Raw genomic sequence first — 25,366 nt, forward strand, 5'->3', positions numbered from 1 at the left:
CGGCCGGTTCACACGAAAGGCGGGGCTCCTGTCGGTTCCGGCGCGTGCGGGGCGACGGCGAACCGGTCGAGCGCCAGCAGGGCCGCACCGCGGCAGCCGGCTTCCGCGCCCAGCTCGGCCACCAGGAGTGCGGGCGCGGTGCGGCAGTGCAATCGCTCGGACAGCGCGTGTCGCAACGGATCGGTCAGGGTGGTGCCGGCCCGGGCCAGACCGCCGCCGAGCACGATCGGACCGGGGTCGCTCAGCACGGTGCAGGCGGCCAGGCCGTCCGCCAGCGCCGCGACGGCTTCGTCCCAGATCCGGCGGGCGACCGGATCCCCGGCGGCGGTCAGCCTGCAGACCTGCTCGGCCGTGGGGCGCGGCGCGGCCGGACGGGCCGGCCTCCGCAGCGCCGTGACGTAGCGGTGCGCGACGGCGGACGCCGAGGCGATGCTCTCCAGGCAGCCACGGTTGCCGCAGCCGCACTTGGGACCACCTCGCCGTACGCGCAGGTGGCCCAGCTCTCCCGCGCCACCGTGCCTGCCGCCGGTCACGACGCCGTCGCGGACGTGGGCGGAGGCGACACCCGTGCCGAGGGCGACGAACAGGAAGTCGTCCAGGCCGCGGGCCGCGCCCAGCCTGCCCTCCGCCAGAGCCCCTGCCCGCACGTCGTGTCCCAGTGCGACGGGCAGGCCCAGCCTCGCGGTCAGCACGTCGCGCAGTGGAAGGTCGTGCCAGCCGAGGTTGGCGGAGCGGACGGCGTAGCCGCGCTGTTCGTCGACGATCCCCGGCACCACCACGCCCACGGCCGACGGGGGCCGTCCGTGGACAGCGCGGCACTCGGCGGCCAGGCCGGCCGAGGTCTCCACCAGACGGTCGAGGACCGCCTCGGGTCCGCGTTCGCGGTGGGTGGCTCTGCGTACGCGGCGGAGCACGGTGCCGTCGTGGGCGACCAGCGCCGCCTTGATGTCCGTACCGCCGAGGTCGACGGCGACGACCTGACCGGGTGTCACCCTGCAGGCGGGGGCGCTCAACGCGGGCTCCGGGGACGCGTCGGCCCTGCGCTCAGGCAAGGCCGGCTCCCTGTCCGGCAGCCAGAGCGACGCGCTCGCCTGTGGCGCTGGACCGGTAGACGGCTTCGATGACGTCGATGACCTGCCGCCCGTACTCGGCGGAGACGGCCGGGGGCTGCTGTCCGCGCACCGCGGCGGCGAACGCGGCCAGTTGGTCGCCGAAGGCCCGGGGGACGTCGTCGTCGGACTCCGCGGCAAGAACGGTGGAGCCGCCCGTGGGGGCGTCGTCCGGGTACAGGATCGCGCCGGAGCCGCGGGCGACCCGGATGGCTCCGCGTTCGCCGATCAGTGTGAGTTCGTCACGGGCGGGCAGCCTGGTGCTGGTGATGCCGATGTGCCCGACGAGACCGTCTTCCAGCTCCAGGCGGGTCAGGACGTCGGTCTCGATGCGTGCGGGCGTGTTCGCCCGGTGGGCGGCGGTGGCGCTGACCGCGAGGACCCGCCGTCCGGCCAGCCATAGCAGCCGGTCCACACAGTGGGTGCCGATGTTGATGAAGACACCACCGCCGGACACGGCCGGATCGAAGAACCAGGCAGGGCGGCTCCCGGGCCGGTAGTCGGTACTGCGCCAGTCGCTGACGGCCAGCAGCGAACCGATGGCGCCCGCGTCGAGAGCGGCCTTGGCGGCCGCCATCGGCGGCAGGAAGTGCTGGATGTGCCCCACGAAGAGGACGACGCCGGCGTCCTGACAGGCGCGGTCCATGACCTCGCAGTCCGCGGAGGTGGTAGCCATGGGCTTCTCCACCAGGACGTGCAGGCCGGCCGCTGCGCAGTCGGTGACGATCGCGGTGTGCAGGGCGTGTGGCGTGTTGACCACGACGGCGTCGACCGTCCCGGAGGCGATCAGCGCACGGTGGTCGGTGAATTCGGCTGCTCCCAGGGGCCCGGCGACATTCCGTGCCGTGGCCGCCACGAGGTCGCAGACAGCGGTGACCCGCACGCCGGGGATGCCTTGGGCGGCCTGCGCGTGCAGGGCGGCGACCGCGCCGGCTCCGATCAGGCCGAGCCGTATGTCCGTCACGAGGTGATCTCCTGTTGCTTCGGTGTGGCGTTGGTGTCGGTCGGCCGTGCCCCGCAGGACTGGCGGATGGTGATGCTGGGGCGCAGCAGGATGCGGTGGCGGGCCAGTCCGGGTTCGCCCAGCCGCCGCAGCAGCGTCTCGGCGGCCGTTCTGCCCAGCAGGTGTTTGGGGGGTGCGACGGCGGTGAGCGGAATGTCGGCGAGGTCGGCGATCTCGTCGTCGTACGCGACCAGGGCGAGATCGTCGGGGACGGTGAGTCCGGCCCGGCGGGCGGCGCCTTCCAGGAGCGCGGCCTGCCGGTCGCCGAAACACACGGCTGCGGTGACGCCCGCATCCCGGAGCACGGCGAGGCAGCGGTCGGCTGCCGCCGGGCTCCACTCCTGCCGGGTGGCGCGGAACTCGGCGGTTGTGCAGCCGAGTTCGGTCACCGCCTGCCGGTAGCCCTCGATCACCGGAGGTGCGGTGGGGCTGGGGGCGCGCAGGACGAGGCCGATGGACCGATGGCCGAGTCCGGCGAGATGCCGGACGGCGTCGTAGGCGCCGGCCTCGTGGTGGGTGCAGACGTATTCGTTGGTGTCGCCCAGGGAGGTGCTCCGGCGCTCGACCAGGACGACCGGCACGGGAAGTGCGGCGAGACGCGCGAGGTAACGGTCCGTCGGTTCGGGGCCGGTGATGGTGGGCACGAGCAGCAGCCCGTCGGTTCCGGCGTCGAGCATGTCCTGCATGTCGCGGGCCTCGCGCTCCTGGTCATAACCGGAGCAGGTGAGCAGCAGCCGCGCACCGGCGGTGGACAGTCCTTCCTCGATGCCTTGGAGGATCTGGGGGTAGTAGAAGGTGGTGTCGGGGACGAGGACTCCGATCAGCGCCCGACCGGTGCCGGGGGCGTCGGGCGGCAGGACGAAGGTGCCCGATCCCTGGCGTCGTACGACGAGTCCCTCGGCGATGAGCTCGTCGACGGCACGCCGTACGGTACTGACCGATGTGCCGCTGTTGAGGGCGAGTTGCTTTTCCGTGGGCAGTCGGCCACCGACGGGCCAGACACCGTCCCGGAGCTGTTGGCGTAGTTCGTGGGCGAGTTGCCGGAACTTCAGGTCCCTCGTGCCCTCGGCGATCTGTGCCGTTGACGGATGCGGCCGGTCAGCCATGACGTCTCCTCTGCCTGTCACTTGACGGAGCCGACGGTCATGCCTTCGATGATCCGGCGGCCGAGCCATACGTAGCAGGCGAGCACCGGCAGGACGACCACGGCCACGCCGGCGAACAGGCCGCCCCAGTCGGCGCCGTTGTACTGCATCTGCTGGAGGAAGCCGAGGAGCGCCAGGGAGAGGGTCTGGTGATCGGTGTTCTGGATGAAGACCAGCGCGAAGACGGTCTCGCCCCAGTGCTGGATGATGTTGAGGATCAGGACGGTGACCAGTCCGCCGCGGGCCAGCGGAAGCATCACCTGCCAGAAGGTCCGGAACGCGGACGCCCCGTCCAGCGCCGCCGCTTCCTCCAGTTCCACCGGGAGGGTCGAGAAGAAGCCGGTGAGGAAGAACACGGCGAAGGGCAGCGAGGTCGCCACGTAGACCACGATGAGTCCGAAGAGGCTGTCGACCAGGAACAGCTTGTTCATGACCACGAACAGGGGCAGCATCACCACCTGCGCGGGGATGCCGAGGCCCAGGGCGAAGAAGAGGACGAAACCGCCGTTGAAACGGGTGGTGACGCGGCTGAGGACGTACGCGGCGGGTGCGGCGAGGACGAGGGTGCCCACCGCGGTGCCGGCCACGACGACCAGGGTGTTGAGGGCGGCCTGTCCGAAGAGGCCGCCGGTCCAGGCCCGTGCGTAGTTGTCCCAGTGCAGGGCGTGCGGCAACTCCCATGGGGAGCTGAAGATCTCGCTTGCGCTCTTCAGCGACGAAAGCAGCAGCCACAACCCGGTGAGGATGTTGAAACCGGCGAAGGCCCAGACCAGGGGCACTCCGAGGACACGGGTAGCGGTGAGCCGGCCGCGCAGGCGGGCGAGGCGGCCGGGCGGGCGACCGGATGTGATGACGGCCATGGCGGCAGGCCTCCTGGGGTTCTCGGGAAACGACGGGCTTCGGGAGACGATGGGCTGGGGATCGGTACGCCGGGCGGTCAGAACTGCACGCTGTCACGCCGCATGACGCGCCGGATCAGCACGACGAGGACGCCGACCAGGGTGACCATGACCACGGCACTCGCCGCGGCGGAGCCGTAGCGCGGTACGCCGCCCGAGGCGAATGCCTCGCCGTAGGTGTAGAGGGCGGTGTTCCACACGCCGGCGTCGGGCATCTGTCCCGCTGCGCCGGCGAAGGCGTAGATGAACTCGAAGACCTTGACGGCGCTGATGGTCCAGAGCACCGCGCAGACGCCGACCACGTCCCACATCAGCGGCAGGGTCACATGCCGGAACTTCTGGAAGGCGTTGGCCCCGGCGAGGTCGCAGTCCTCGTACAGCTCGGGCGGGATCTGGTCGACTGCGGCCATCAGGATGGTGGTGTAGAAGCCGGTCGAGGTCCACACCAGGCCGATCATGATGACCCGGAAGATGGTGCTCTGCCCCAGCCAGTTCGGCGGGTGCTCCATCCCCAGCGCCCCGACGAGGGCGTCGGCGAGTCCGTCGTGCTGGAAGAGGAAACCCCACAGGATCGACAGGGCGATGCTGGGAACGATGTTGGGGAAGAAGAGGATGGACCGGGCGGCCTTGCGGCCCCTCATGTCGCGCAGCACCATCGTCAGCGCGAACGAGACCAGGAAGGTCAGCCCGCCGACGCCGAGGATGATCCACAGGGTGTTGGTGAAGGACTGCCGGAACGTCGGATCCTCCAGCAGGCGCTGGTAGTTGTCCATCCCGACGAAGCTCATGGGACCGGCGCCGCCCCACTTGTTGAAGCTGAGCCACACCGTGTACAGCGAGGGGCCGGCGAAGAAGACGACGTAGACCACGACTGCGGGCACGAGGAGCGGCCAGAACAGCCGGCGGCGCCGTGCGACGAGCGGGCTGGGGCGCGCCTCCGTCCGCGCGGCGGACGTCCGCCGACGGGTCCGCAGCCCGTCGGCGGCGTCGGCCGTCACGAGGCGGTCTTCCAGTAGGCGGCGGACGCGGACTTGAGCTTGCCGGCGAATGCCTCGGCGGTGAGGTGACCGGTGATGAAGCTCGTGTTCAGCGGCTGGAAGACCTTGGTGTACCACTCGGCGGCGGTTTCCTTGACGCCGTCCAGGGTCTTCACGATGGTGCCGGAGGCGAGGGCCTTCTGGGCATCGGCCAGCTCGGCGGGGGCGGCGATGTCGGTGCGCGGGGTGATGTTCTTGGCCTGGTCGGAGATGCCCGACAGTTGGCGCTTGGCGAGGAAGTAGGCGATGAACTTCTGCGCGGCTGCGCTGTTCCTGGCCTTCTTGGGGATGGAGAAGCCGATGAGCGAGATGTCCTGGGCCGCCTCGCCACCACCGGTGAACGCCGGGAAGGAGAAGGACCGGTAGCGGAAGCCGGGGGAGGCGAACTCGGCCGTCTCGCTGGGCACGAAGGTGCCCAGCAGCAGGAAGTCGGACTTCCCCTTGGCCCACTTCTGCTGCACGGCGGGCCACTTGGAGCCGTCGTACCCGGACGTGAAGTCGCCGGCGCCTATCAGATTCTCGATGTGCCGGAGCGCGTCGACGAAGCCCTCGGCCTCGAACGCGGCTCCGGTCCTGTCCATGGCCGCCTTGCCGAAGGCCCCGGGGCCCATTCCGCGCAGGACGGCGTAATAGGTCCAGTAGGCGGTGTAATCGGGGATGTCCCCGTCCAGGGCGAGCGGACCGTCACCGAGCGCCTTCTTCCGCCGGGCCAGCAGTTCGGTGAACTCCTCCCAGGTCGCCGGCGGCTTGGCGGCCAGGTCGGGCAGCGCCTTCCCGTCGTACCAGATCTGGGTGGTGAGCACCTCGTACGGAATCTGCCAGAGGGTGCCGTCGGTCGTGTTCAGATCGCGGTAACGGGCCGGGACGACGCTGCCGACGGTGTTGCCGCTCTCCCCGGGTATCGCCTCGCTCAGCAGCGGGGTGAGGTCGAGCGCCTGGCCGGTGGCCTGGAGCTGCGCGTAGGCGAATCGGTCCGCGGAGTCGACGAGGTCGGCCGGGACGTTGGCGGTGTTCAGGGTGGGCGCCAGCTGTTGGATGACCTGTCGGCCCTTCCACTGAATGCTGACTTTGATGCCGGTGTCCTTGGTGAACCGGTCGATCGCCGCCTGCAGCACCTTGGCCTGTGGCTCGTTCTGCTTCCACATGGACCAGTACGTGAACGAGTCACCGCCGCCCCCGGTGGACGACGCGCCGGGGGAACAGGCGGCCACGGTGAGACCGACGGAGGCGGCGAGGGCAGTGGTGAGGACGGCTCGGCGCGAGATGCGCGCAGAGCTGACGGGCTGGCTGTCGGTGGGCATAGCTCTCCTCGGGGACTGCGGTCTGAGGCGGGGGCCGGAAAGATTGGGCCTATGATTTCCAGCCATTCATCGAGCAGTCAATCGCCACTGCAGCATATGAATTGCCAATGAATGAACCCCGGATGGGCGCACACAGTCCGCACACACTCAAACGGTCAGCCAAGCGCAAGGAGCCATCCACACCTCGGGTTGATCGCCAGGCGATCGAAGCATTCATAGGGAATTCATTACCCGGTGAGCAGTTGACTCGATGCGCAGCCGCCCCCAGGCTCAGGACATGCGCGGGGCACTCGCTCCCACGCAGCACAGACAACTCAGACGGACCGGCAGCAGGCCAGCCCCGGCCCCGTGCTCCATGACGAAGCCCCCGTACCCACGGCTGCGGCGGACGCCATCCGCACGGGCGATCTGCCCGTCCAGGCCCTCACGGCCACCGTTCGAGGAGGATCCCTTGGCCAGCCGCGACCCGGACCGCCCCAACGTCCTGCTCATCCTGTCCGACGACCAGGGGCAGTGGGCGATGGGGTGCGCGGGCAACGACGAGATCCACACCCCGCACCTGGACGCCCTGGCGGCCCGGGGAATCCGCTTCAGCCGCTTCTTCTGCACCTCACCGGTCTGCTCGCCGGCCCGCGCCTCCCTGTTCACCGGGGAACTGCCCTCCCAGCACGGGGTCCACGACTGGCTCTCCTACCATCACGCCGGGCGGACGGGCATCGACTTCCTCTCCCGAAGCACACTCTTCACCGACCTGCTCGCGGACGCCGGATACCGGCTCGGTCTCAGCGGCAAGTGGCATCTGGGCGCCAACGACCGGCCCCGCAAGGGCTTCGTCCACTGGTACGCCCATGAGAGCGGCGGCGGCCCGTACTACGGGGCGCCGATGTACCGCGACGGAACACGGACGGAGGAGCCGGACTATCTCACCGACGCGCTCGCCGCCGACGCCGAGAAGTTCCTCACCGCCGAGTCCGAGCGCCCCGAGCCCTTCCATCTCTCCCTGCACTTCACCGCGCCGCACAAGCCGTGGCACGGACAACACCCCGACCAGTACACCGCGTTGTACGAGGACTGCGCTTTCGACACCTGCCCGCAGGGGCCGGCGCACCCGTGGCAGCCGCTGGCCGAGGACGGCTCACCTGTCGGCGGCGAGAGCGACACCCGGCAGGCCCTGATCGGCTACTTCGCCGCCACGACCGCCATGGACGCCGCCATCGGCGGGGTTCTGGACCGGCTCGACACCCTCGGCCTCACCGGGTCCACCCTCGTGATCTTCACCAGCGACAACGGCTTCAACGCCGGACACCACGGCATCTGGGGCAAGGGCAACGGCACGTTCCCGCAGAACATGTACGACAGTTCGGTCCTCGTGCCCTGCCTGATCTCCCAGCCCGGCCGCATCCCCTCCGGGCGCCACTGCGACGCGCTGCTCTCGCAGTACGACGTGCTGCCGACGCTCGTCGACCACCTCGGGCTCCACCACCACCACGACCCCCGCCTGCCGGGCCGGTCCTTCGCGGACATCCTGACCGGTACGGACGACGGCGACGGCGCCGGCGCCGAACGGGAGCGGATCGTCGTCTACGACGAGTACGGGCCGGTACGCATGATCCGCACCCGCGACTGGAAATACGTCCACCGCTACCCGCACGGCCCGCACGAGCTGTACCACCTGGCCGATGATCCGGGCGAGGAGCACAACCTCGTCGACGCGCCGCTCCATGCGGACGTCCGCACCGAACTCGCCACCCGGCTCGACGCCTGGTTCGCCGAGTACGTGGACCCTGCTCTCGACGGCGCCCGCCTCCCGGTCACCGGCTCCGGCCAGCGGACCCCGGTCACCCCCGGCGCGCTCCCGACCGCCTTCGAGCCGCCGCCCTGCCGACATGACTGATCGGAGCCCTGTGCAACGCGTGCGCCTGCCCGGTGACGGCGCGCAAGGGTACGGGTGCCCGTAGCCCGGCCTGGAGCCCCGACCCCGTCCGGTGTCGTACGCCTTGCGTGCGCCGGAGCCCCGGCAAGCAATCCGCTTGCCGGGGCTCCGGCGTTCTCACCGACCGTGCTCTGATGATCACTGGTGGGAACAAGCAGGTGGCCGGCCGGGCGGCCGCCCGGCCGGACCATGTGGTTACCGAACGTCGTAGGCGCGGGTGATGGTCTGGGTGACCGCGTTGCCGTTGGTGTCGGTGAAGGTGGCCTTCGTCGTGACCTGCTTGCCGGCGGCGCCGGTGTGGTCGAGGACAGCCGTCCACTTGCCGTCCTGCTGCTCGGTCGGCGCCTGCGTCCAGGTGGTGCCGCCGTCGTAGGAGTAGGACAGCGATGCCTCCTTGACGGCGCCCGGGGTGTACCCCTCGTGGCCCTCGACCGAGAGGCCGACCTTGATGCCACTCTGCGCGGGCAGGGTGTTCATACCGTCCACCGGCAGGTCGTACGCCGGGGAGAGAATCGGCAGGCCGCGGGAGTAGACGTCCGGCTCCCGGTGGGAGCGGAAGCTCCAGGTGGTGGTGACCGCGGTGGAGCGCAACCAGGGCCGGTCCGAGGACGGAATCTTCTCCAGGTTCTGCGTGAGCTCGTACGCGGAGTCCTCGTCCGGCACCTTGAACACCCCGTACGGCCAGGCCCAGGTGGCGATCTGCTCACCGTTGCGCTTGAGCGCCAGGTTGCCGAGGTCGCCGAACGACCCGCCGTAGGACCAGTGGTCGCCGGAGCCGTCGACCCAGAGCGCGTTCTGGAAGCCGATCAGGTCGCCCTGCCGCTCGGCGGCCAGCATCAACTTGCCGTCGGCGTCACGTGCCGCGCCCGGCCGCAGGGGGCCGCCGTACCACTCCTCGGCACGCCGCTCTCCGGCCCGGTAGGTGCGCTCCTGGTCGTTCATGAACGCGGCGAACGGGAAGCTGGTCATCGCGCCGTGGTACCAGGCGTCGTCGCCGGTCGTGTAGTAGGCGGTGCGGGTGGCGGGCACGTGGACCTGGCCGAACGGGCTCACGGGAACGTAGGTGTTGCTGCTCCAGGAGGGACGGATGAACATCGCGTCGATGTAGTCGGCCTCCTTGCCCAGGGCGTTCCACGTTTCGCTGACCTGGGCCAGCTTGGAGTCCTTGGGCTGGTAGACCTGGTCGGACTGCAGGGGACCCTCGGTCGGGAACGACAGGTTGTAGACGTAGGGCGAGCCGCCCTCGGAGCCGGTCGCGCGCCAGGTGGGCCGGAACTCGAAGGTGCCGTTCTTGGCACGTCCGTCGACGTCTGCGTAGAACTTCTGGACGGTGCTGCCGGCCATGAGCGATCCGGATATCTGCCAGGTGTCGTCCCACGTGCGGGCGTAGCTGAACGTGGTGTTGTTCACCGTCGAGGGGCGGTCGGTGCGCAGGCTCAGCCGGTGGGCCTTGCGGGCGTCGAGGACGACGGTGGTGTCCTGGGTGATCCGCAGCTGCGGCTTCGCGAGGTAGCCGACCGACTCGGGCGCGTTGTTCGCGTCGTTCGTCGCCACGAAGCTGCTGAGGGCATAGTCACCCGGGCGCACGCGGTACGTCTGGTCGGCCGCGCCGTTGTTGTTGCGGCGCTCGCCCTTGTCGGTGTCGAGGCTGACCAGGTCCAGGGAGGAGGTGCCGGCCGCGGGCTTGCCGTTGCGGTCGATGACCTCGACCCTGAGGGTGACCGTCTCCGGCTGGACGTGGAGCGTGACGGGCACGGAGACGTGCACATCGCCGCCGGTGGCCACGATCCGGCCGGTGACAGCACCGTACTGGTCGGCCTTGAGGCGGGCGGTGGGGTCGATCCGCAGCGGCACCTGAGCGGTGGCCCCCGCGGGGACGGTCACCTTGCCCTGCTCCAGCTTGATGATGCCGGAGTTGACGTCGCTGCCGTCGTTGCCGTGCACGCCACTGATCTTCAGACTCAGGGTCAGGTCGCGGTCGCTGGTGTTGGTGAAGGGCACCCGCACGGTGGTGCGGTCCGAGGCGTCCTGCGGCCAGTTGTAGCTGCCGGCCTGGACGGCGGGGGCGGAGAGCACCTTCTGGTTCACCGCGCCGAACACGTCGAGGACACCGGCCCCGGTCTCGTCGGCGCCGGCGACCTTGCCGCCGGTGCGGGCGGAGGAGACCAGGGCTTCCTTGATCTGCTGCGCGGTCCAGTCCGGGTGGGCCTGGCGGACGATGGCCGCGGCGCCCGCGACATGCGGGGTCGCCATCGAGGTGCCGGACATCGTCCGGTAGGCGTAGACGCCGCGGCCGCCCGCGTTCGCCGCGGAGATACCGACGCCGGGGGCGGCGATCTCGGGCTTGAGGGTATGGGTGACGGCCACCGGACCGCGGCTGGAGAACTGCGCCGTGGTGTCATCGCGGTCGACGGCACCGACGGTCAGCACGCCGGGCACGCAACCGGGCGAGGAGACGGTCTCGGTGCCCGGGCCCATATTGCCGGCGGCAACGACGAACAGGGTGTGCTTGTTCTGCGACAGCTGCTGCGTGGCCTGGGACAGCGGGTCGTTGCAGTCGCCGATCGCGGAGCTGCCGAGGCTCATGGAGACGACGTCGGCCTGCTGGTCGACGGCCCACTGCATACCCGCGATGATCCAGGAGTCCAGGCCGTAGCCCTGGTCGCTGAGGACCTTGCCGATGAGCAGGGACGTACCGGGGGCGACACCCTTCTTGCGGCCGTCACTGGCCGCTCCGGACCCGCCGACCGTGGAAGCGGTGTGGGTGCCGTGGCCCTGCCGGTCGTCGGTGGTCTTGGAGTCCGTGAAGTTCTTGGCACCGGCGACCCGGCTCACCAGGTCCGGGTGCTCGGCGTCCACGCCCGTGTCCAGCACGGCGACCTTGGTGCCCTTGCCGTCGTAGCCTGCCGCCCAGGCCTCCGGCGCGTGCACCTGCGCGGTGGACCGGTCCAGCGTGGCCTCGACCTTGCCGTCCAGCCACAGCTTCTTCAGCGTGGAGCCAGAACGTGAACGGGGGTTGGTGACGTCCTGCCAGAAGGTGGCGGCAGTGTCCTTGCCGGCCCTGAGCGCGACCCCGTCCACAGCCGGGAGGCTCAGGCCCCGCTCGGATCCGCGAGGGGCCGCCGGCGCGCTGTCGGCAACGTTCACACTGTTCTGGTAAGTGGCGATAAGTGGCAGCGTGTCGGTATGCGTGTCGTCGTATCCCTGGCGGATGAGCCCGGTGACGTTGAACAGCTGCTCGTCGACCTTGCCCTCGGCGATCGCCTTGGAGGCGCCCTCCGGGTAGACGTAGAGGTCCTTGCCCATCTGATAGGTCTGGACCATCGACTGAGTGCCGTCCCGGCCGGGCAGCACGGCCGCCGAGCTGTGGCCCGACCTGTCCGTGGTCACCAGCACCTTGTCGCCGGTGACGAGCGTGACCGTCACCTGCTTGCCGCCCGGTGCTGCGGTCCCGCTGCCGATGATGGGCCGCTTCCCCGAGGCACCGTCAGGCGGGGTATCCGCCGCCCCTGATGGTCCGATCGCAGTGACGGCCAGGACGGCGGCGATTGCCGCGCCCAAGGCTGTACGTGTTATGGGGCGCATGAGTCTCCTACTGGACGCCGTGAACATGCCGTTCCGCAGCCTGGCAGACACACGGATCGTGTAGGGATGCTGTGCGTGACGGGTTTCCCACATGTCGGTATTCCGTCACGCGGTCACATCGATGGGTCCGTCAGCTCGGTGGGGCCTCGGGTCTGGCAGGTGGGGCATGCCCCACCGGGCCGACGCTCGTATTCCCACGGGCACGCCGACGGTGAAGCAGGAAACCCGCCAGGAATTGACGGCCACCCTCGCAGGATGACCCGCCAACAGACGGAGACCACTGGGCCTTCAGGCCGAGGAGAAGGAGGAGGAAGAGGTCAAAGCCAGCCCGCACGTGCGGCATGCCACCCGAGTTGCAGGCGCGAATCCGCTCCGGCAAGGTCCATCAGACGGCGTGTCCGTCGCTCCACGGTGCGTATGGAGAGACCGAGTTGAGAGGCCACCCGCCGGTCGGAGATCCCTGCCAGCAGCAGCGCGAGGACCTCCAGTTCCCCCTCGGTCGGCCGCTGATCGGCTGTCGCCTCCGCGCGCACGCCCGTTGTGGTGACGTACAGCGGCCGGGCCTGGGCCCATTCCTTCTCGAAGAGATGGACCAGGGCCGTCAGCAGGCCGCTGCGGTGCACCACGATGGCGCTCGGCTCACCGCCGGAGTCCGCCATGTCCAGTGGCACCATGGCACGCTCCCGGTCCGAGACGACCATCTTCAGCGGCAACGAGTCGACAAGGCGAAGCTCCATTCCCGCCCTGATGGCCGCCCTCAAATCCACCGCTACTTCCGGACCGTCGAGATAGTCCTTGGCAGCCACGACCCGGAAGTCGACTCCGCGGTCCAGCGCGGAACTCTCCGACATGTCGGCATCCTCGCGCGGCACCGCGATGGGTTCGCCGACGAGGAAGACAAGCAACTCCCGCTGAGCGCCGCGCTGCAGTTGGTGGAACCGGTGTGCGACCTGCTCCACGCCGACGACCACCTCCACGACGCTGCCCGCAGGATGTGCGGCGGTACTGCGGTACTGCTCGGTCAGCATCGAGAACGCGGTCTCGGCCCGGTGCAGTGCGTTGCGCTGCTCGACGAGGAGCGGGGCCAGGCCCACTGAGGGTGGTGTGAGCCGGTAGCGGGCGGGCTGCTGACCGGCCCCGCAGTCGGCCGAGTCGCCTTCCCCGCTCCCGGCCTCGGTGGCGATCGCCACCAGGCCGCGTGTCGCCAGGTCGAGCAGGATGCGGGTGGTATCGGCCTGCTCGAGTCCGGTCTGCCGGGCGAGGTCCTGCGCAGAGGCTGTCGGGCGGGACAACAGTGCCGTGTAGATGGCCTCTTCGGCCTGCCCCAATCCCAATGCCTGCAGCATCCAATTCCCTCCTCGGGCGGCCGCCGTGTCCGACCTTGGCGCAGCTAGGGTTGACCGAGCAGATTCTTCTCGGCCGATAACCTTATCCCACTGCCAGAATGTCGCCATCGACTGCTGCCTGTTGTACACCCCACCTGGACCGCCCGGACCGGGTTTCCCCGCCTGGCATGGGCCTCTGCCCCGGCTCCCGGGCCCGTCGCACCCGGCGCCACCGAATACGACCGGGCCGAAGGAGTGCACGGGCCGCGTACCCTGCACGTAGTGCTGGTCGCCGCGCAGGAGACATCGTCCGGCGGGGCGCAGCACACCCCCGGCCGGGCCTGCCTAACGTACGGGGAGTACACCACCTGTCCGGGAGGTCCCGTGCCGCATAAGCATCCGAAGAAAATCGCGCGTCCCTTCGAGGCCATCGAACCACCGCGCAACACCGACGTAGTGATCGGCGTGGCGTCAGTAACCCTTCTGGTGATGCTCCTCGGTGCCCTTTCCGAGTCCCCGGTGTGGCTTCTCGGGCTCCTGGTGTTCCTGCCCGGGACGGCGTCCGCGCTGTGCACCGTACGCCAGACGAAGTTCGTGGCTGCATGGACCACGCTTGTGGTCATCGTCACCGTGCTGGTCCGGCACGGCGACGGACGGTCGTGGCTCGACAGGATCCTCATGATGCTGCTCACCCTCGCCCTGGGCGCGGCCTCCGTCTACGCCTGCCACCGGCGTATCCAACGCGAGCACGAGACGCTGCGGCTGCGCTCCACCGCTGCAGCAATGCAACGCCACATCCTGCGCCCTCTGCCTCTGCTCACCGACGACGTCCTGGTCGACGGCGTGTACGAGCCCGTGCAGGAGGACCGGCTCGTCGGCGGCGACATCTACGACGTCGTCGCCTCTCCGTGGGGAACCCGGGTTCTGATCGGTGATGTCCAGGGCAAGGGCCTGCCCGCGGTCGGCGCCGCGTTCGCCGTCATCGGCGCCTTCCGTGAGGCGGCCCACCGAGAGCCCACCCTGACCGCGCTCGTCGACGCCCTGGACACCTCTGTCGTACGGCACAACTCCTACGCCGCGCAGACCGGCGACGACGAACGGTTCGTCACAGCGCTCATCGTCAATATCGACGCTCGCAACGAGGTACAAATCATCAACTGCGGGCACATTCTCCCGCAGCTGCTGCACAACACCACCGTCATCACGCCGGCCCTGGGCTCCGGCGTCCCTCTCGGTCTCGCCGAACTCGCCGCCGAACCCGCGACCGTCGACTGGTTCACCTTCCCACCCGGCGCGACGCTGCTGTTGACCACCGATGGGCTCACCGAGACCCGCGACGCCGACGGCACGTTCTACCCCGTCACCGAACGCCTCACCGAGCGCGTGTCCCTCTCCCCCACCGACCTGCCGCACGCCCTCTACGACGACGCGCGCGCGTTCGCCGGAGAGGGCGGCCAGCACGACGACGTCGCGATCCTGTCCGTCCGACGGTCACCGTACCGCTGAGTACACCACCGGCGGCCCCGGTTTCCGAGCCGAGCGCAACACACGCGGCGGGCGCAGGGACTCGATCCGGGGCAGACCTGGCGACCGGTCAGTCCCCAGCTGAGAGCTCGGCAGCGAAATCTGCGAACCAGGCCAGCATTTCAGGATGGGTGATGGCACCCTCCGCACTCACATCGGCGACACGAGCTCCCTGGATGATGCGTTTGACAGGAACTTCGAGCTTTTTACCGGTCAGGGTTCGCGGCACGGCCTCTATCGGAACGATGACATCCGGCACGTGACGAGGCGAAAGCTTCTGCTTGATCGACGTGGCGATGCTGTTCCGGAGTGCGTCCTCGAAGGTTGTGCCTTCGGCGGGGACGACGAACAGCGGCATGAAGTACCGGCCGTCCGGCAGTTCGGCGCCGATGACGAGACTGTCGGAAATCTGTGGGAGCTGCTCTACGACGGCGTAGATGTCCGCGGATCCCATCCGCACGCCCATGCGGTTGAGTGTCGAGTCCGAGCGCCCCGCCACCACGACTGACAGGTCGACGTCGACCGTGACCCAGTCACCATGCCGCCACACTCCGGGATAGACGTCGAAGTAACTCCCAAGGTAGCGCTCGTTCCCAGGGTCGTTGACGAGGTGCAAGGGCATCGAGGGCAGCGGCGCCGTCACCACCAGCTCTCCCTGCTCCCCGACGAGCGGCTGCCCCGAGGTATCCCAGGAGGCGAGGGCAACACCCAGGGCTGGACATTGGATCCGGCCTGCGCGCACGGGCAGCAACGCAGAGCCGCCGGCGAGTACCGAGCAGATGTCGGTTCCTCCGCAGATCGACTGAAGCCATACGTCGGCAACAAGACGGTCGTAGACCCAGCGCCACGTGCTCGCGGGAAGCGACGAGCCGGTCTGCAGGATGGATCGCACGGTACTCAGATCGCACTCGACTGCTGGGTGGGCATCCGCCTTCTCTGCTGCGACCAGGTAGGCCGCCCCTACGCCGACCATCGTCGCGCGAGTCTGCTGGGCAACCTTCCAGACGCCATTGATGTCGGGATAGGTGGGGCTGCCGTCGTACAGGACGATGGTGGCCCCGTGCAGCAGGCCTCCGACCATGAGATTCCACACCATCCAACTGGTGGAGGTGTGGAAGAAGTAACGGTCGTCGCTCCGCAGGTCGGCGCCGAGACCGAGGGCCTTGAGCAGCTCGACAACGATGCCACCGTGGCCTTGTACGATGCCTTTCGGTATGCCCGTGGTGCCCGATGACCACAGGATCCAGAGCGGGTGGTCGAACGGGACGTCGGCGAAGCTGAGTTGGGCCCGATTCCCGAGTAGCGCCGACCACGTGTGCTGCGCCACATCAGGCCGCTGCGACCACGATGATGTGGTCGAGGACGCATAGAGGTGGTCGACAGCGAGGAGATGCCGGACCGTGGGCAACCCGTCGACGATCTCAGCGACCGCCGGACGCCGGTCGAACTCCTTGCCCCCGTAGTAGTAGCCGTCGGCGGCCACCAGAACCGTCGGCTGCGCCTGCTGCAACCGCGCAAGCACACTGGGCGTACCGAAGTCCGGCGAGCACACCGTCCACACCGCGCCGACAGCAGCGGCGGCCAGCAACGCGACCACGGCAGCCGACGTATTCGGCAGGTAGCCGGCAACGCGGTCACCAGGCCTCACGCCCATGTCTCGAAGGGACGCTGCGACAGCCGCGACCTCGCGTCCCAGCTGCTCCCACGACGTCTCCACCGGTTTGCCGCCCTCGGACACGCTGATCAGGGCGGGCCGCGCGGTGGTGGCACGGGCGAAGCATCGCTCGGCGAAATTCAGTCGTGCCCCAGGGAACCAGGATGCCCCGGGCATCGACGGGTCGGCCAGCACCTCGTCGTAGCCGCTGACAGCGTCGAGGCCGTAGAACTCCCATACCGCGGACCAGAATGCGGGCACGTCGGTAGTGCTCCACCGCCACAGCTCCGTGTAGTCGGAGAAGGACAGTCCACGCGCCCCGCTCAGCCAGCGCATGAAGCCGGCGATGTTGGAACTTTCGGCCGCCGAGCGGCTCGGGGACCACAGCAGGTCGGTGTCGGTGCTCATCAGCGCCTCCAGAGGCGGGGTCGTGCGGGTGGAAACCAGTACAGAGGCCGACGGGATGAAAGCGTCCAAGACCGACCGGCAATTGGGGGGTGGGTGAAGGAGCGGGGCTGGGGTGCGTGCATCGCAAGGCGGAGGATTGAGACATGGCGGAGCCATGGTGATTGACGACAACGCCGCGAGGTGCGTGCCCCAGCCCCGTGACGCCGCCCCCCAATTGCCGGCCGGTCTAAGAGGAGCTCACAAAATGAGAGTCCGATCAGCTCGCGGCGTCTGGTGCGTGCGATCGCAAGGCGCCGGAAGGTCCTCGTAGCGGAGCTACTAGGGCATTTCGGCAACGCAGCGAGCGTGCGTGCCAGGCGTCGCGAGCCGGACGCCCATTTTGTGAGCTCCTCTAAGGACGGGCCGCTCACACTCGTCCGAGGATTCGCGCTCGGTGGGCGCACGGCTCCTCCTGCCCAAGAGCGGGCAGGAGGAGGTGCGAGGAGAGCGACAGCCGGGCGTCGGACGGACATGTCCGACAGAATTCAGCTGAGCTCGCGGATGAACTCTTCCGCCCGAGACCATTCGCCGTAGCCGGATGCAGGGTTGAGGTGTCCGACCGCGCCGAGATCCACGAGCCGGCTCCCCCAGGCCCGGGCGAGATCGGCGACGTAATTGAAATCGGCCAGGGGGTCGTTCGTGCTCGCCGCGACGATGCTGGGGAAGGGCAGGGCTGTCCGCGGCGCAGGCAACCAGCCGTTTTCGCGCAGGGCCTCCAGGGTGGGGTAACCCGCGGGCAGCGGCGTACCGAAGTCCGGCGGTGCCGCCAGCAGCGCGCCCTTGATCGGACGCCGGTGTCGTTGCGCCCAGTGCACGGTGGTCATCACTCCCGCGCTGTGGGCGACCATGACGACTGGCCCGGAGATGTCCGACAGCACTTCGTTCAGTGCGGCGACTTGAGCGCTGCAGCTCAACCTGCCGTTCGTCAACGGCGGAACGGTACGGGTGTTGGCGATCTTGTTGGTGAGGATGGTCTGCCAGTGTTCCGGCACGTGATCACGCAGTCCGGGGACGATGACGACCGTCGGCGATGTGGTGGGACTCATGACGACAGCTCCGGATTCCTTAGAGTCACGTCGGGAAGCAGGCTCAAGCGGCGTAGATCTTTCTCGTAGTGGAGCTTGCCGATGACGAAGGCCGCGCCGCTCAGGACCGCGATCAATGGGACCACCCGCAGTGCGCCGAGCAGGCCCATGCGGTCCGCGAGCATGCCCGTCACCGCGGGCCCCGGGGCGAGTCCGAGCAGGCTGTTGGCCAGGGTGAGCGTGGCCATGGCCGTCGCCGCGACGGCGGCAGGGGTCAAATTCGCCACCATGGCGGCCGCCGGGCCGGCCGTGGCGTTGGACAGCAGGGTTCCGGCGCCGATCAGCAACAGCTGCGGCGGGCCGACCGGCAGGTGGAATCCGGCCATCAGCAGCACGAGCGAACCGAGACTGCAGATGATCGCGACGGTCCACTTCCGGGCGCCGATCCTCCGGCTGAGGCGGTCGGTGACGAACCCGCAGAGGATCATGCCCGTCCCTGTGATCAATGCGAAGGCCCCGGCAACCACGCCGGCCTTCGCGGTGGGCATGGCGTAATAACGGTTGAGGAAACTGGGCATCCAGGCGAGCAGGGCCATCGCAATGAACATCTGCAGCCCGCTGCCGATGTAGGCGCAGAGCACGGAGACCGAGGAGAACAGCCGCGGCAGCAAGGTCCGGATCGGGGCCCGTTCGCCGGGTGTACCGCTGCTGCCGACGGCACCTGAACCCAGTTTCTTTTCCTTGACCACAATGCCGTAGATCGCGGCCATGACCAGTCCGGCGATGCCCATGACGCCGAACGCCCATCGCCAGCCGAGTTGCTGGGCGACGACGCCGCCGATCGACACGCCCAGCACGGATCCGAAGGCGCCTCCCGCGATGAACGCGCCGGAGAGTGTGGCCCGCAGGCTGACGGGGAAGACGCTGAGGACCACCGCGATGCCGACACTCCCGTAGGCCGCCTCGCCGACGCCGACCATGAACCGCCCCAGGAACATCTGGCCGTAGCTCGCGGCAACGGCGCAGCCCAGCGTTGCCAGGCTCCACACCGTCGCGGCGATGACCAGACTCTTGACCCGGCCCCAGCGGTCCGCCAGGAGCGACAGGGGGAAGGTGAGCACACCCACCATCAAGGCCACGATGCCGCTGAGAGAACCCAACTGGGAATCGGCAAGCAGCCACTCCGCCTTCAGCAGAGGAAAGACCGCGTTGAGGACCTGCCTCGACATGTAGTCGATCAGCAGGAGCCCAAAGCTCAGCGCGAACACCAGCCGGGCGTACCCGCGAGATACAGTCGGCATGGCGCGAGACGTGCCCGGCACGACCGTGCCGGCGGTGTGAACTCCCATTGGCGTCACCTTCTCGTCTCTGGTCAGGGCTCAGAAGGGCCTGTCGCCGACGATTCCGGCGCGCTCCATCTTGCGGACGGCGGGCCAGTAGTCCTGGACGGCGTAGTGCTGTGTGGAGCGGTTGTCCCAGATGGCGAAGCTGTTCTTCTGCCAGCGCCAGCGCACCTGGTACTCGGGTACGGCCGCCTGGCTGATCAGGTAGTTCAGGAGGTTGTTCGCCCCGGGCGCGTGGTCCTGGCCGAAGCGCACGTTCTCGGGTGTATGGAAGTTGACGAAGTGCGTGGTGAACGCGTTGACGAAGAGGATCTGCTCGCCGGTCTCCGGGTGGGCGCGCACCACCGGGTGCTCGGGGTCCGGGTACCGGGCCTTCAGCTGGTGGCGCTGTTCCATGGGCATGACGGCGCCGAAGGTCGCCTCGATGCTGTGCCGCGCGCGCAGACCCGCGATCTGCGTCTTGATGTGTTCCGGCAGCCTGCGGTAGGCCTCGGCCATGTTGACCCAGACCGTGTCTCCGCCGACCTCAGGCGTTTCCACGCAGCGCAGCACGGCGCCCATGGGCGGGCACTCGCGCCAGGTCCCGTCGCAGTGCAGCGCGTTCTCGTAGTGCTCGGGCTTGCTGTCCAGGTCCTTGTAGATGCGGACCAGCCCCGGGTGGTCCGGATCGCTGCCGACCACAGGATGGTCCTCCAGCGGGCCGAAGCGCGAGGCGATGGCGACGTGCTCGGCGCGCGTGATGTCCTGGTCCCGCAGGAACAGGACCTTGTACTTCAGCAGCAGTTCCTTGAACTGGGCGAACAGGTCGTCGTCGCGCGAGACGTCGCCGAGGTTCACTCCGAAGAGCTCGGCGCCGATGGTGCAGGTCAGCGGCTCGACCTTGATCGATGTACGGAGGACGCCCGGGCGCACCAGGGCGGGTGTGGCTTCCCTCGGGTGGACTGTCTGGGGCATGTTCTCACTCCTGGGGTGATGTGCGAGGCACGGCGTGTTCGAAGGTGCCGGGCACGGCGTGTTCGAAGGTGCGTGGCACGGAGTGTTCAGAGGACGAAGACGGAAGATCCCGTGGTCCGTCCCGCTTCCAGATCGCGGTGTGCCTGTACCGCGTCCTGGAGGGAGTAGCGCTGATTGATCTGGACCTTGATGCGTCCGGACGCGACGTGACCGAACAGCTCGCCCGCCAGGGCGTCCCGCTCGGCGGGTTCGGCGATGTAGTCGGCCAGTGCGGGCCGGGTCACGAACAGCGAGCCGTGGATGGCGAGTTGCATGGCGTCGAGGGGCGGCACTCCGGAGGACGTGCCGAAGCACACCAGCAGGCCGCGGCGCTGCAGCGAGGCCATGGAGCCGGCGACGGTGTCCTTGCCGATGCTGTCGAAGACGACTGGGACACCCTTGCCGTCGGTCAGCTCGCGCACCCGCTCTGCCACGTCTTCGCGCCGGTAGTAGATGATGTGTTCACAGCCGTGTGCGCGGGCGATCTCGGCCTTCTCCTCGCTGGAGACCGTGCCGATCACGGTGATGCCGAGCAGCTTGGCCCACTGGGAGAAGATCAGGCCCACGCCGCCCGCCGCCGCGTGGAGCAGCACGGTGTCGCCGGACTTCAGCGGGTGGATCCGGCGCAGCAGATAGGCCGAGGTGAGGCCGCGCATGGTCATCGCCGCGGCGGTCTCGCAGCTGATCTCCTCCGGCAACTTGATCAGCGAGTCCGCGGGCATGACCCGCTCCGTGCTGTAGGCCCCCAGCGGGCTGCCGGTGTAGGTCACCCGATCGCCCTCTGCGACATGGGTGACGCCTTCGCCCACGGCCTCGATCACACCTGAGGCCTCCACACCGAGCCCCGCAGGCAGCGGAGCCGGGTACAGACCGGAGCGGAAGTAGGTGTCGGCGAAGTTGAGTCCGACGGCGACGTGCCTGATCCGTACTTCGCCCGGGCCCGGGTCGCCGACGGTGACCTCCTCCCACCGCATGACGTCGGGGCCGCCGGTCTCATGGAAGCGAATGGCGTGTGGCACAAGTTGCTCCGTTTGCTCGTGTGTGGGTACGGCGGTCGCGGGCCGACCCGGATCAGCCGGGACGGATGCAGGATCGGCCCGGGACCGCCGCTGGTGGGGGTGGGTCAGCTCTTGACGTCGCGCAGCATGAAGCCGCGCCGGCCGGGGCGACGGTTGGGCACCATGCCGAGCTGGGCCAGGGTCTCGTCGGTGTCCGAGTACCATTCGCCGATCTTGTAGATCTTCTTCGCTTCCTGCCCGGTGGCGATCTCACGACCGAGCGCGTTGGCGATCTCGACCATCTGCTCGACCTGCTTCACGGAGGACATCCGCTCGCCCTTGCGCCGCCACAGGTTGTCCTCGTTGCCCACCCGCACGTGCGTGCCCAGGGCGATGCCGATCGCGTTCATCGGCGCCACCGCGCGCATGGAGGCCTCGATGGTGAGCACGGCGCCGTCCGGGACGCGGCGGATGAACTCGATCAGGTCGCCCGGATGGCGGCCGGCGAACCCGCCGCCGATGGCTACGTAGTTGAGCACCAGCGGCCCGTTGTAGATGCCCTTGCGGATCAGCCGCTCCACGGTCTCCAGCTGTGCCATGTTGGCGAGTTGGAAGTGCGGCTGGATGCCGTTGGCGCGGAGCCGTTCGAGGTGTTCCAGGTAGAAGTCCGGTCCTGCCTCGACCACCATGTCGCGGTAGGCCTTGTACATGGCCGGCTTCGCGATGGAGGTGCCCTCGATGTCCTCGTCGTCGAAGAGCTCGACGATGTTCATCTGGTTGGTGCCGATCGCGATCGTCACCTGGTCCGGACTTGGGGTGATCTCCGCCAGCATGTGGCGGGTGTCGTAGCTCAGCCACTTGGCATCGGAGCCCTCGTCCTCGGGGGCGAAGGAGATCGACCCACCGATCTGGAGGACCATGTCCGGCACGGCTTCGCGCAGTCGGGCCATCAGCTCGTTGAACATGGACATGCGCTTGGAGCCGTGACCGTCCAGCTCGCGCACGTGAATGTGCAGCACCGTGGCGCCGGCGTTGTAACAGTCGACCGCCGCCTGCACGTGCTCATCCATGGTGAGCGGAAGGTCGTCGGCGTCACCGGGCAGCCACTCCGGCCCGTAGGGGGCCGCCTGGATCACCAACTTCTCCTGGTTCTCCGGGTACAGGGAGTCGTCGAGGAAGTGCACGGTCCATCTCCTTTGTCGGACGGGTCGTCACTCGCTGCGCGCATCACTGCCCGCAATGCGAGGTCCGAAGGGCTTGGCGAGAGGCGGAGTGAGCTCGCAGACCGGGTTCCCGGGCCCGCTGGGCGGCTCAGATACGATCAGCGAGTCCGGAGGGAGAACGCGGCTGCAGCAGGGTTCCTGCTGGTCCTTGTGGGGCCGTCGGTGTCCCCTGCGGTAATGCAACGTTAAGGGCCGGTTACGCGGCACGCTTTCCCCTGGGTGACAACTGACTTATCACTTGGGGACACTTGGCCCCTGTCGGTGTCGCCCCGGCCCAGCAAGGCCCGAGGTGGCGGGTCGCTCCGACCTCCGGCTCTTGATCGCCGGTGATCACTCCTCGCCGGAGTGCTGCTGCCTGGCCCTCCCGGTGCGCCACTCCCTCGGGCTACTGCCGAACTGCTCACGGAACCAGCGTGAGAAGCCGCTCGGTCCGGAGAATCCCAGCAGCCCGGAGACCTCCGTCAACGAACGGCGCGGATTCGCCACGAGCTGCTCCGCGAGCTCGGTACGCGTCGCGTTGAGGAGGGAGGAGAACGTCTCGCCCGAACCCGCCAGGTACCGGTGGACGGTTCTCCGGTCGACGCCGAGGCTGGATGCGACCTGCTCGATCGAACAGCGCCCGCTCGGCAGCAGGACTTCGATCAACTCGCGCACACGGTCCAGCACGGTCGTGTCCCTTGAGACTGCGATGGAATCGAAATACTGCCGTGCGTAGTTCCGGAGCAGCGGATCCGACATCGTATTGGGGGTGTTGAGGTCGCTTGTATAGAAAACGATCCCGGTGAATTCCCGGTCAAATTCCACTACCGGACCGAAGATGTTCCGGTGGGTACCGAGATCTTTGGGAGCGCTGTGCGTGAAACACACGGAGACCGGCTGCCACCGAGCGCCGAGGAAAGTGCGGAGAACTCCATGGAAGGCGCCCACGGCCAACTCTGTGGCCTGCCGGGCTTCCATTGCCTCACCCAACTCCAGGGCCACCTTGAGGGTGGTCAGGCCGTTTGCGTCGGAGACTCGACTGCGGAGCATTTCGTTGTACATGTAGTCATGTCGTATAAGTAGCTCGAGTGCGCTGCGAACATCGGGCTCCTCACGGATGACCAAGCTGATGGGGCCGAGATTGGCGAAGCGGCGACGCTCGGCGAGGAGCAGTCCGAAGTCCTCGCGGTGCGAGGCCACCGCGGAGAGTTCAAGCAGCCGAGTCACGGCCACACCAGAGATCCATCTGTCCTGGGCCGCGAGGCCCACGGGGTCCAGTCCCACGCTCTTCATCAGCGCTCGCGGGTCGATGCCGAGTGACTGGCTGAGCTCGACGTAGCTGTTCAGCGCTGCATTGCGGACCAGTCGCTTCAAGGCGCACTCCAAGGCTCTGTCCCCAAATGGTAAGTAAGATGTCACGTCAAGTAAAGCGATGCGCCAGGTCGTGACCTAGCGTTACACCACTGCGATGGAGCTCACCTCCTGGATTCGGCGTCCCGGTTGATCGGAAATCCGGCGGAGAACACCATGGCAAATACTCCAACCGTTGACCAGCCCCATGGAAAAGTGGCACGGAATCCCATGCGGATCAATGCCCCCGACGGAATGGCTGGTTCAAATCCATAGGATTCTTCCACGTGGAAAGGAGAAGGGTCGTGCACGCGTTCTCCGGTCCCCCAGCCAGGGAAAAGCCTCGAGCGATTTCGGCCGGACGGATGCACGACCCGAGTGAGGCCACCATGACGAGCGTTATCAACGTGCTGCGCCGGCCCTGCGCGGGGCCGGCCGTATGGAAGGGCCCGGACCTGGCGAACTCCACCGAGTGGGTCCTGCGACTCTCGCCGGCGCAGACCGACGAACTCGAGGTTGCCCTACGGGCCGTGCGTGAGCGTGGTGTTCCGCTCCTGAAGGTGACCGCCGACGACTTTCCGCTGCCGACCCTGGCCGGCGAGCTGGCACGACTCGCGGACGCACTGGAGAACGGGCGGGGCTTCGTGCTCGTGAAAGGCATTCCGGTCGAGCAGTACGGCCAGGCGGCGGCGAGCACCATTTTCTGGGGACTGGGCCAGCATCTGGGCGTCCCGGTGTCGCAGAACGCTGCCGGCCACATGCTCGGTCATGCCCGGGACACCGGCGGCACCATGGCCGACCCCGCGACGCGCGGCTATCAGACAAGAGCGAGGCTGCCGTTTCACACCGACGGCTCCGATGTCCTCGGGCTGCTGTGTCTGCGAGCGGCTCGCACCGGCGCACGCACAGCCGTCGTCAGCTCGGCAGCGGTCTACAACGCCGTGCTGGCACGGCGGCCGAAGCTGGTCGAGCGTCTGTACCGGACACACTTCCTCGACCGTCGGGAGGAGCAACCCCCGGGTGAACCTCCGTACTCCGCGGTTCCGTTCGCGTCCTGGTACGGAGGGAAGCTCAGCATGCGATACAACCGCTGCTACCTCGAGTCCGCACAGCGCTTCTCCGACGTTCCCCGCTTGCAGCCGGCGGACGTGGAGCTGTTCGACCTCATCGACGAACTGGCCGAGTCCCGGGAATTCCGACTCGACGTCGACTTCGAGGTCGGCGACCTGCTGCTGCTCAACAACCACGCGGTTCTTCATTCCCGCACGGAGTACGAGGACTTCGCCGAGCCCGAGCTGAAGCGCCACGTGCTGCGGCTGTGGCTGGCCCTGCGGCAGGGACGCGACCTGCCACCGGACTTCTGGGGGGATCCGCACAGCGACGGCGACCGCCCCGGCCGCGGCGGGATCACCCCCCGCGACGTGATCGCGACGCAGAACGCGGCGGGCCTCTGCGGCTCCCGCAGCCATTGGTGACCGCCACCAGCTCCGATC

The 25,366-nt window shown here is 68.4% G+C and carries 18 protein-coding genes; 3 read left to right on the forward strand and 15 right to left on the reverse strand.

Annotated elements, in window-relative coordinates; all coding sequences use genetic code 11:
* Positions 1-8: 8 nt before the first annotated feature.
* The 6 genes from ACZ7L9_RS12645 to ACZ7L9_RS12670 form a co-directional block, all read right to left on the reverse strand.
* The gene (locus ACZ7L9_RS12645; RefSeq protein ID WP_471414816.1) at positions 9-1,052 is read right to left on the reverse strand and encodes an ROK family protein; all 1,044 of its coding nucleotides are present in this window, start codon (positions 1,050-1,052) and stop codon (positions 9-11) included.
* Positions 1,045-2,073, reverse strand: a complete 1,029-nt coding sequence (locus tag ACZ7L9_RS12650; RefSeq protein WP_471414818.1) for a Gfo/Idh/MocA family protein — start codon at positions 2,071-2,073, stop codon at positions 1,045-1,047. The genes ACZ7L9_RS12645 and ACZ7L9_RS12650 overlap by 8 nt, the downstream gene beginning before the upstream one ends.
* Positions 2,070-3,218 carry a LacI family DNA-binding transcriptional regulator gene (locus ACZ7L9_RS12655; protein ID WP_471414819.1) on the reverse strand — a complete coding sequence of 383 codons (1,149 nt, stop codon included), beginning with the start codon at positions 3,216-3,218 and terminating at the stop codon, positions 2,070-2,072. The genes ACZ7L9_RS12650 and ACZ7L9_RS12655 overlap by 4 nt, the downstream gene beginning before the upstream one ends.
* A gap of 17 nt (positions 3,219-3,235) precedes the next feature.
* Entirely contained in the window at positions 3,236-4,117 is an 882-nt protein-coding gene (locus ACZ7L9_RS12660; protein ID WP_471414821.1) for a carbohydrate ABC transporter permease, read from the reverse strand.
* Positions 4,118-4,194: 77 nt separating this feature from the next.
* Positions 4,195-5,154, reverse strand: a complete 960-nt coding sequence (locus tag ACZ7L9_RS12665; protein ID WP_471414822.1) for a carbohydrate ABC transporter permease — start codon at positions 5,152-5,154, stop codon at positions 4,195-4,197.
* Positions 5,151-6,494, reverse strand: coding sequence for an ABC transporter substrate-binding protein (locus ACZ7L9_RS12670; protein ID WP_471414824.1), 1,344 nt, complete (start codon positions 6,492-6,494; stop codon positions 5,151-5,153). The genes ACZ7L9_RS12665 and ACZ7L9_RS12670 overlap by 4 nt, the downstream gene beginning before the upstream one ends.
* Before the next feature lie 451 nt (positions 6,495-6,945).
* Between ACZ7L9_RS12670 and ACZ7L9_RS12675 the strand changes: the two genes are divergently transcribed.
* The gene (locus tag ACZ7L9_RS12675) at positions 6,946-8,388 is read left to right on the forward strand and encodes a sulfatase-like hydrolase/transferase (RefSeq protein WP_471414825.1); all 1,443 of its coding nucleotides are present in this window, start codon (positions 6,946-6,948) and stop codon (positions 8,386-8,388) included.
* A 234-nt stretch (positions 8,389-8,622) separates the two neighbouring features.
* Here the strand turns inward: ACZ7L9_RS12675 and ACZ7L9_RS12680 are convergent, their stop codons facing one another.
* Positions 8,623-12,012 (reverse strand): S8 family serine peptidase, encoded by a 3,390-nt coding sequence (locus ACZ7L9_RS12680; protein ID WP_471414827.1) that lies wholly within the window; start codon positions 12,010-12,012, stop codon positions 8,623-8,625.
* A gap of 317 nt (positions 12,013-12,329) precedes the next feature.
* Entirely contained in the window at positions 12,330-13,358 is a 1,029-nt protein-coding gene (locus tag ACZ7L9_RS12685; protein ID WP_471414829.1) for a TrmB family transcriptional regulator, read from the reverse strand.
* Between the two features lie 363 nt (positions 13,359-13,721).
* On the opposite strand from ACZ7L9_RS12685, the gene ACZ7L9_RS12690 reads away from it, so the two are divergent.
* Positions 13,722-14,843 (forward strand): PP2C family protein-serine/threonine phosphatase, encoded by a 1,122-nt coding sequence (locus ACZ7L9_RS12690; RefSeq protein ID WP_471414830.1) that lies wholly within the window; start codon positions 13,722-13,724, stop codon positions 14,841-14,843.
* 88 nt (positions 14,844-14,931) lie between these two features.
* Here ACZ7L9_RS12690 and ACZ7L9_RS12695 read toward each other — a convergent pair whose 3' ends face one another.
* From ACZ7L9_RS12695 to ACZ7L9_RS12725, 7 genes are all read right to left on the reverse strand, one after another.
* Positions 14,932-16,923 (reverse strand): acetoacetate--CoA ligase, encoded by a 1,992-nt coding sequence (locus ACZ7L9_RS12695; RefSeq protein ID WP_471414831.1) that lies wholly within the window; start codon positions 16,921-16,923, stop codon positions 14,932-14,934.
* A 524-nt stretch (positions 16,924-17,447) separates the two neighbouring features.
* Positions 17,448-18,008, reverse strand: coding sequence for an RBBP9/YdeN family alpha/beta hydrolase (locus ACZ7L9_RS12700; RefSeq protein ID WP_471414833.1), 561 nt, complete (start codon positions 18,006-18,008; stop codon positions 17,448-17,450).
* On the reverse strand, positions 18,005-19,288 hold the full coding sequence (locus tag ACZ7L9_RS12705) for an MFS transporter (RefSeq protein ID WP_471414835.1): 1,284 nt from the start codon (positions 19,286-19,288) through the stop codon (positions 18,005-18,007). Before ACZ7L9_RS12705 ends, ACZ7L9_RS12700 begins: the two co-directional genes overlap by 4 nt.
* 78 nt (positions 19,289-19,366) lie before the next feature.
* Complete coding sequence (locus tag ACZ7L9_RS12710; RefSeq protein ID WP_471414837.1) at positions 19,367-20,284, reverse strand: TauD/TfdA dioxygenase family protein; 918 nt, start codon at positions 20,282-20,284, stop codon at positions 19,367-19,369.
* A gap of 86 nt (positions 20,285-20,370) precedes the next feature.
* Positions 20,371-21,342 (reverse strand): quinone oxidoreductase family protein, encoded by a 972-nt coding sequence (locus ACZ7L9_RS12715; RefSeq protein WP_471414838.1) that lies wholly within the window; start codon positions 21,340-21,342, stop codon positions 20,371-20,373.
* Positions 21,343-21,446: 104 nt separating this feature from the next.
* Positions 21,447-22,505 (reverse strand): beta-keto acid cleavage family enzyme, encoded by a 1,059-nt coding sequence (locus tag ACZ7L9_RS12720; RefSeq protein ID WP_471414839.1) that lies wholly within the window; start codon positions 22,503-22,505, stop codon positions 21,447-21,449.
* A gap of 369 nt (positions 22,506-22,874) precedes the next feature.
* Positions 22,875-23,897, reverse strand: coding sequence for an AraC family transcriptional regulator (locus ACZ7L9_RS12725; protein WP_471414840.1), 1,023 nt, complete (start codon positions 23,895-23,897; stop codon positions 22,875-22,877).
* Positions 23,898-24,262: 365 nt separating this feature from the next.
* Between ACZ7L9_RS12725 and ACZ7L9_RS12730 the strand changes: the two genes are divergently transcribed.
* Complete coding sequence (locus tag ACZ7L9_RS12730) at positions 24,263-25,348, forward strand: TauD/TfdA family dioxygenase (RefSeq protein ID WP_471414843.1); 1,086 nt, start codon at positions 24,263-24,265, stop codon at positions 25,346-25,348.
* Positions 25,349-25,366 lie beyond the last annotated feature (18 nt).

Source organism: Streptomyces sp. NPDC111516, from assembly GCF_055635345.1.

Excerpts from the sequence above, each read along its gene's own strand:
- ACZ7L9_RS12655 (WP_471414819.1), bottom strand. The coding sequence starts at position 3,218 with ATGGCTGACCGGCCGCATCCGTCAACGGCACAGATCGCCGAGGGCACG.
- ACZ7L9_RS12660 (WP_471414821.1), bottom strand. The coding sequence starts at position 4,117 with ATGGCCGTCATCACATCCGGTCGCCCGCCCGGCCGCCTCGCCCGCCTG.
- ACZ7L9_RS12670 (WP_471414824.1), bottom strand. The coding sequence starts at position 6,494 with ATGCCCACCGACAGCCAGCCCGTCAGCTCTGCGCGCATCTCGCGCCGA.
- ACZ7L9_RS12680 (WP_471414827.1), bottom strand. The coding sequence starts at position 12,012 with ATGCGCCCCATAACACGTACAGCCTTGGGCGCGGCAATCGCCGCCGTC.
- ACZ7L9_RS12685 (WP_471414829.1), bottom strand. The coding sequence starts at position 13,358 with ATGCTGCAGGCATTGGGATTGGGGCAGGCCGAAGAGGCCATCTACACG.
- ACZ7L9_RS12695 (WP_471414831.1), bottom strand. The coding sequence starts at position 16,923 with ATGAGCACCGACACCGACCTGCTGTGGTCCCCGAGCCGCTCGGCGGCC.
- ACZ7L9_RS12700 (WP_471414833.1), bottom strand. The coding sequence starts at position 18,008 with ATGAGTCCCACCACATCGCCGACGGTCGTCATCGTCCCCGGACTGCGT.
- ACZ7L9_RS12705 (WP_471414835.1), bottom strand. The coding sequence starts at position 19,288 with ATGCCGACTGTATCTCGCGGGTACGCCCGGCTGGTGTTCGCGCTGAGC.
- ACZ7L9_RS12710 (WP_471414837.1), bottom strand. The coding sequence starts at position 20,284 with ATGCCCCAGACAGTCCACCCGAGGGAAGCCACACCCGCCCTGGTGCGC.
- ACZ7L9_RS12730 (WP_471414843.1), top strand. The coding sequence starts at position 24,263 with ATGACGAGCGTTATCAACGTGCTGCGCCGGCCCTGCGCGGGGCCGGCC.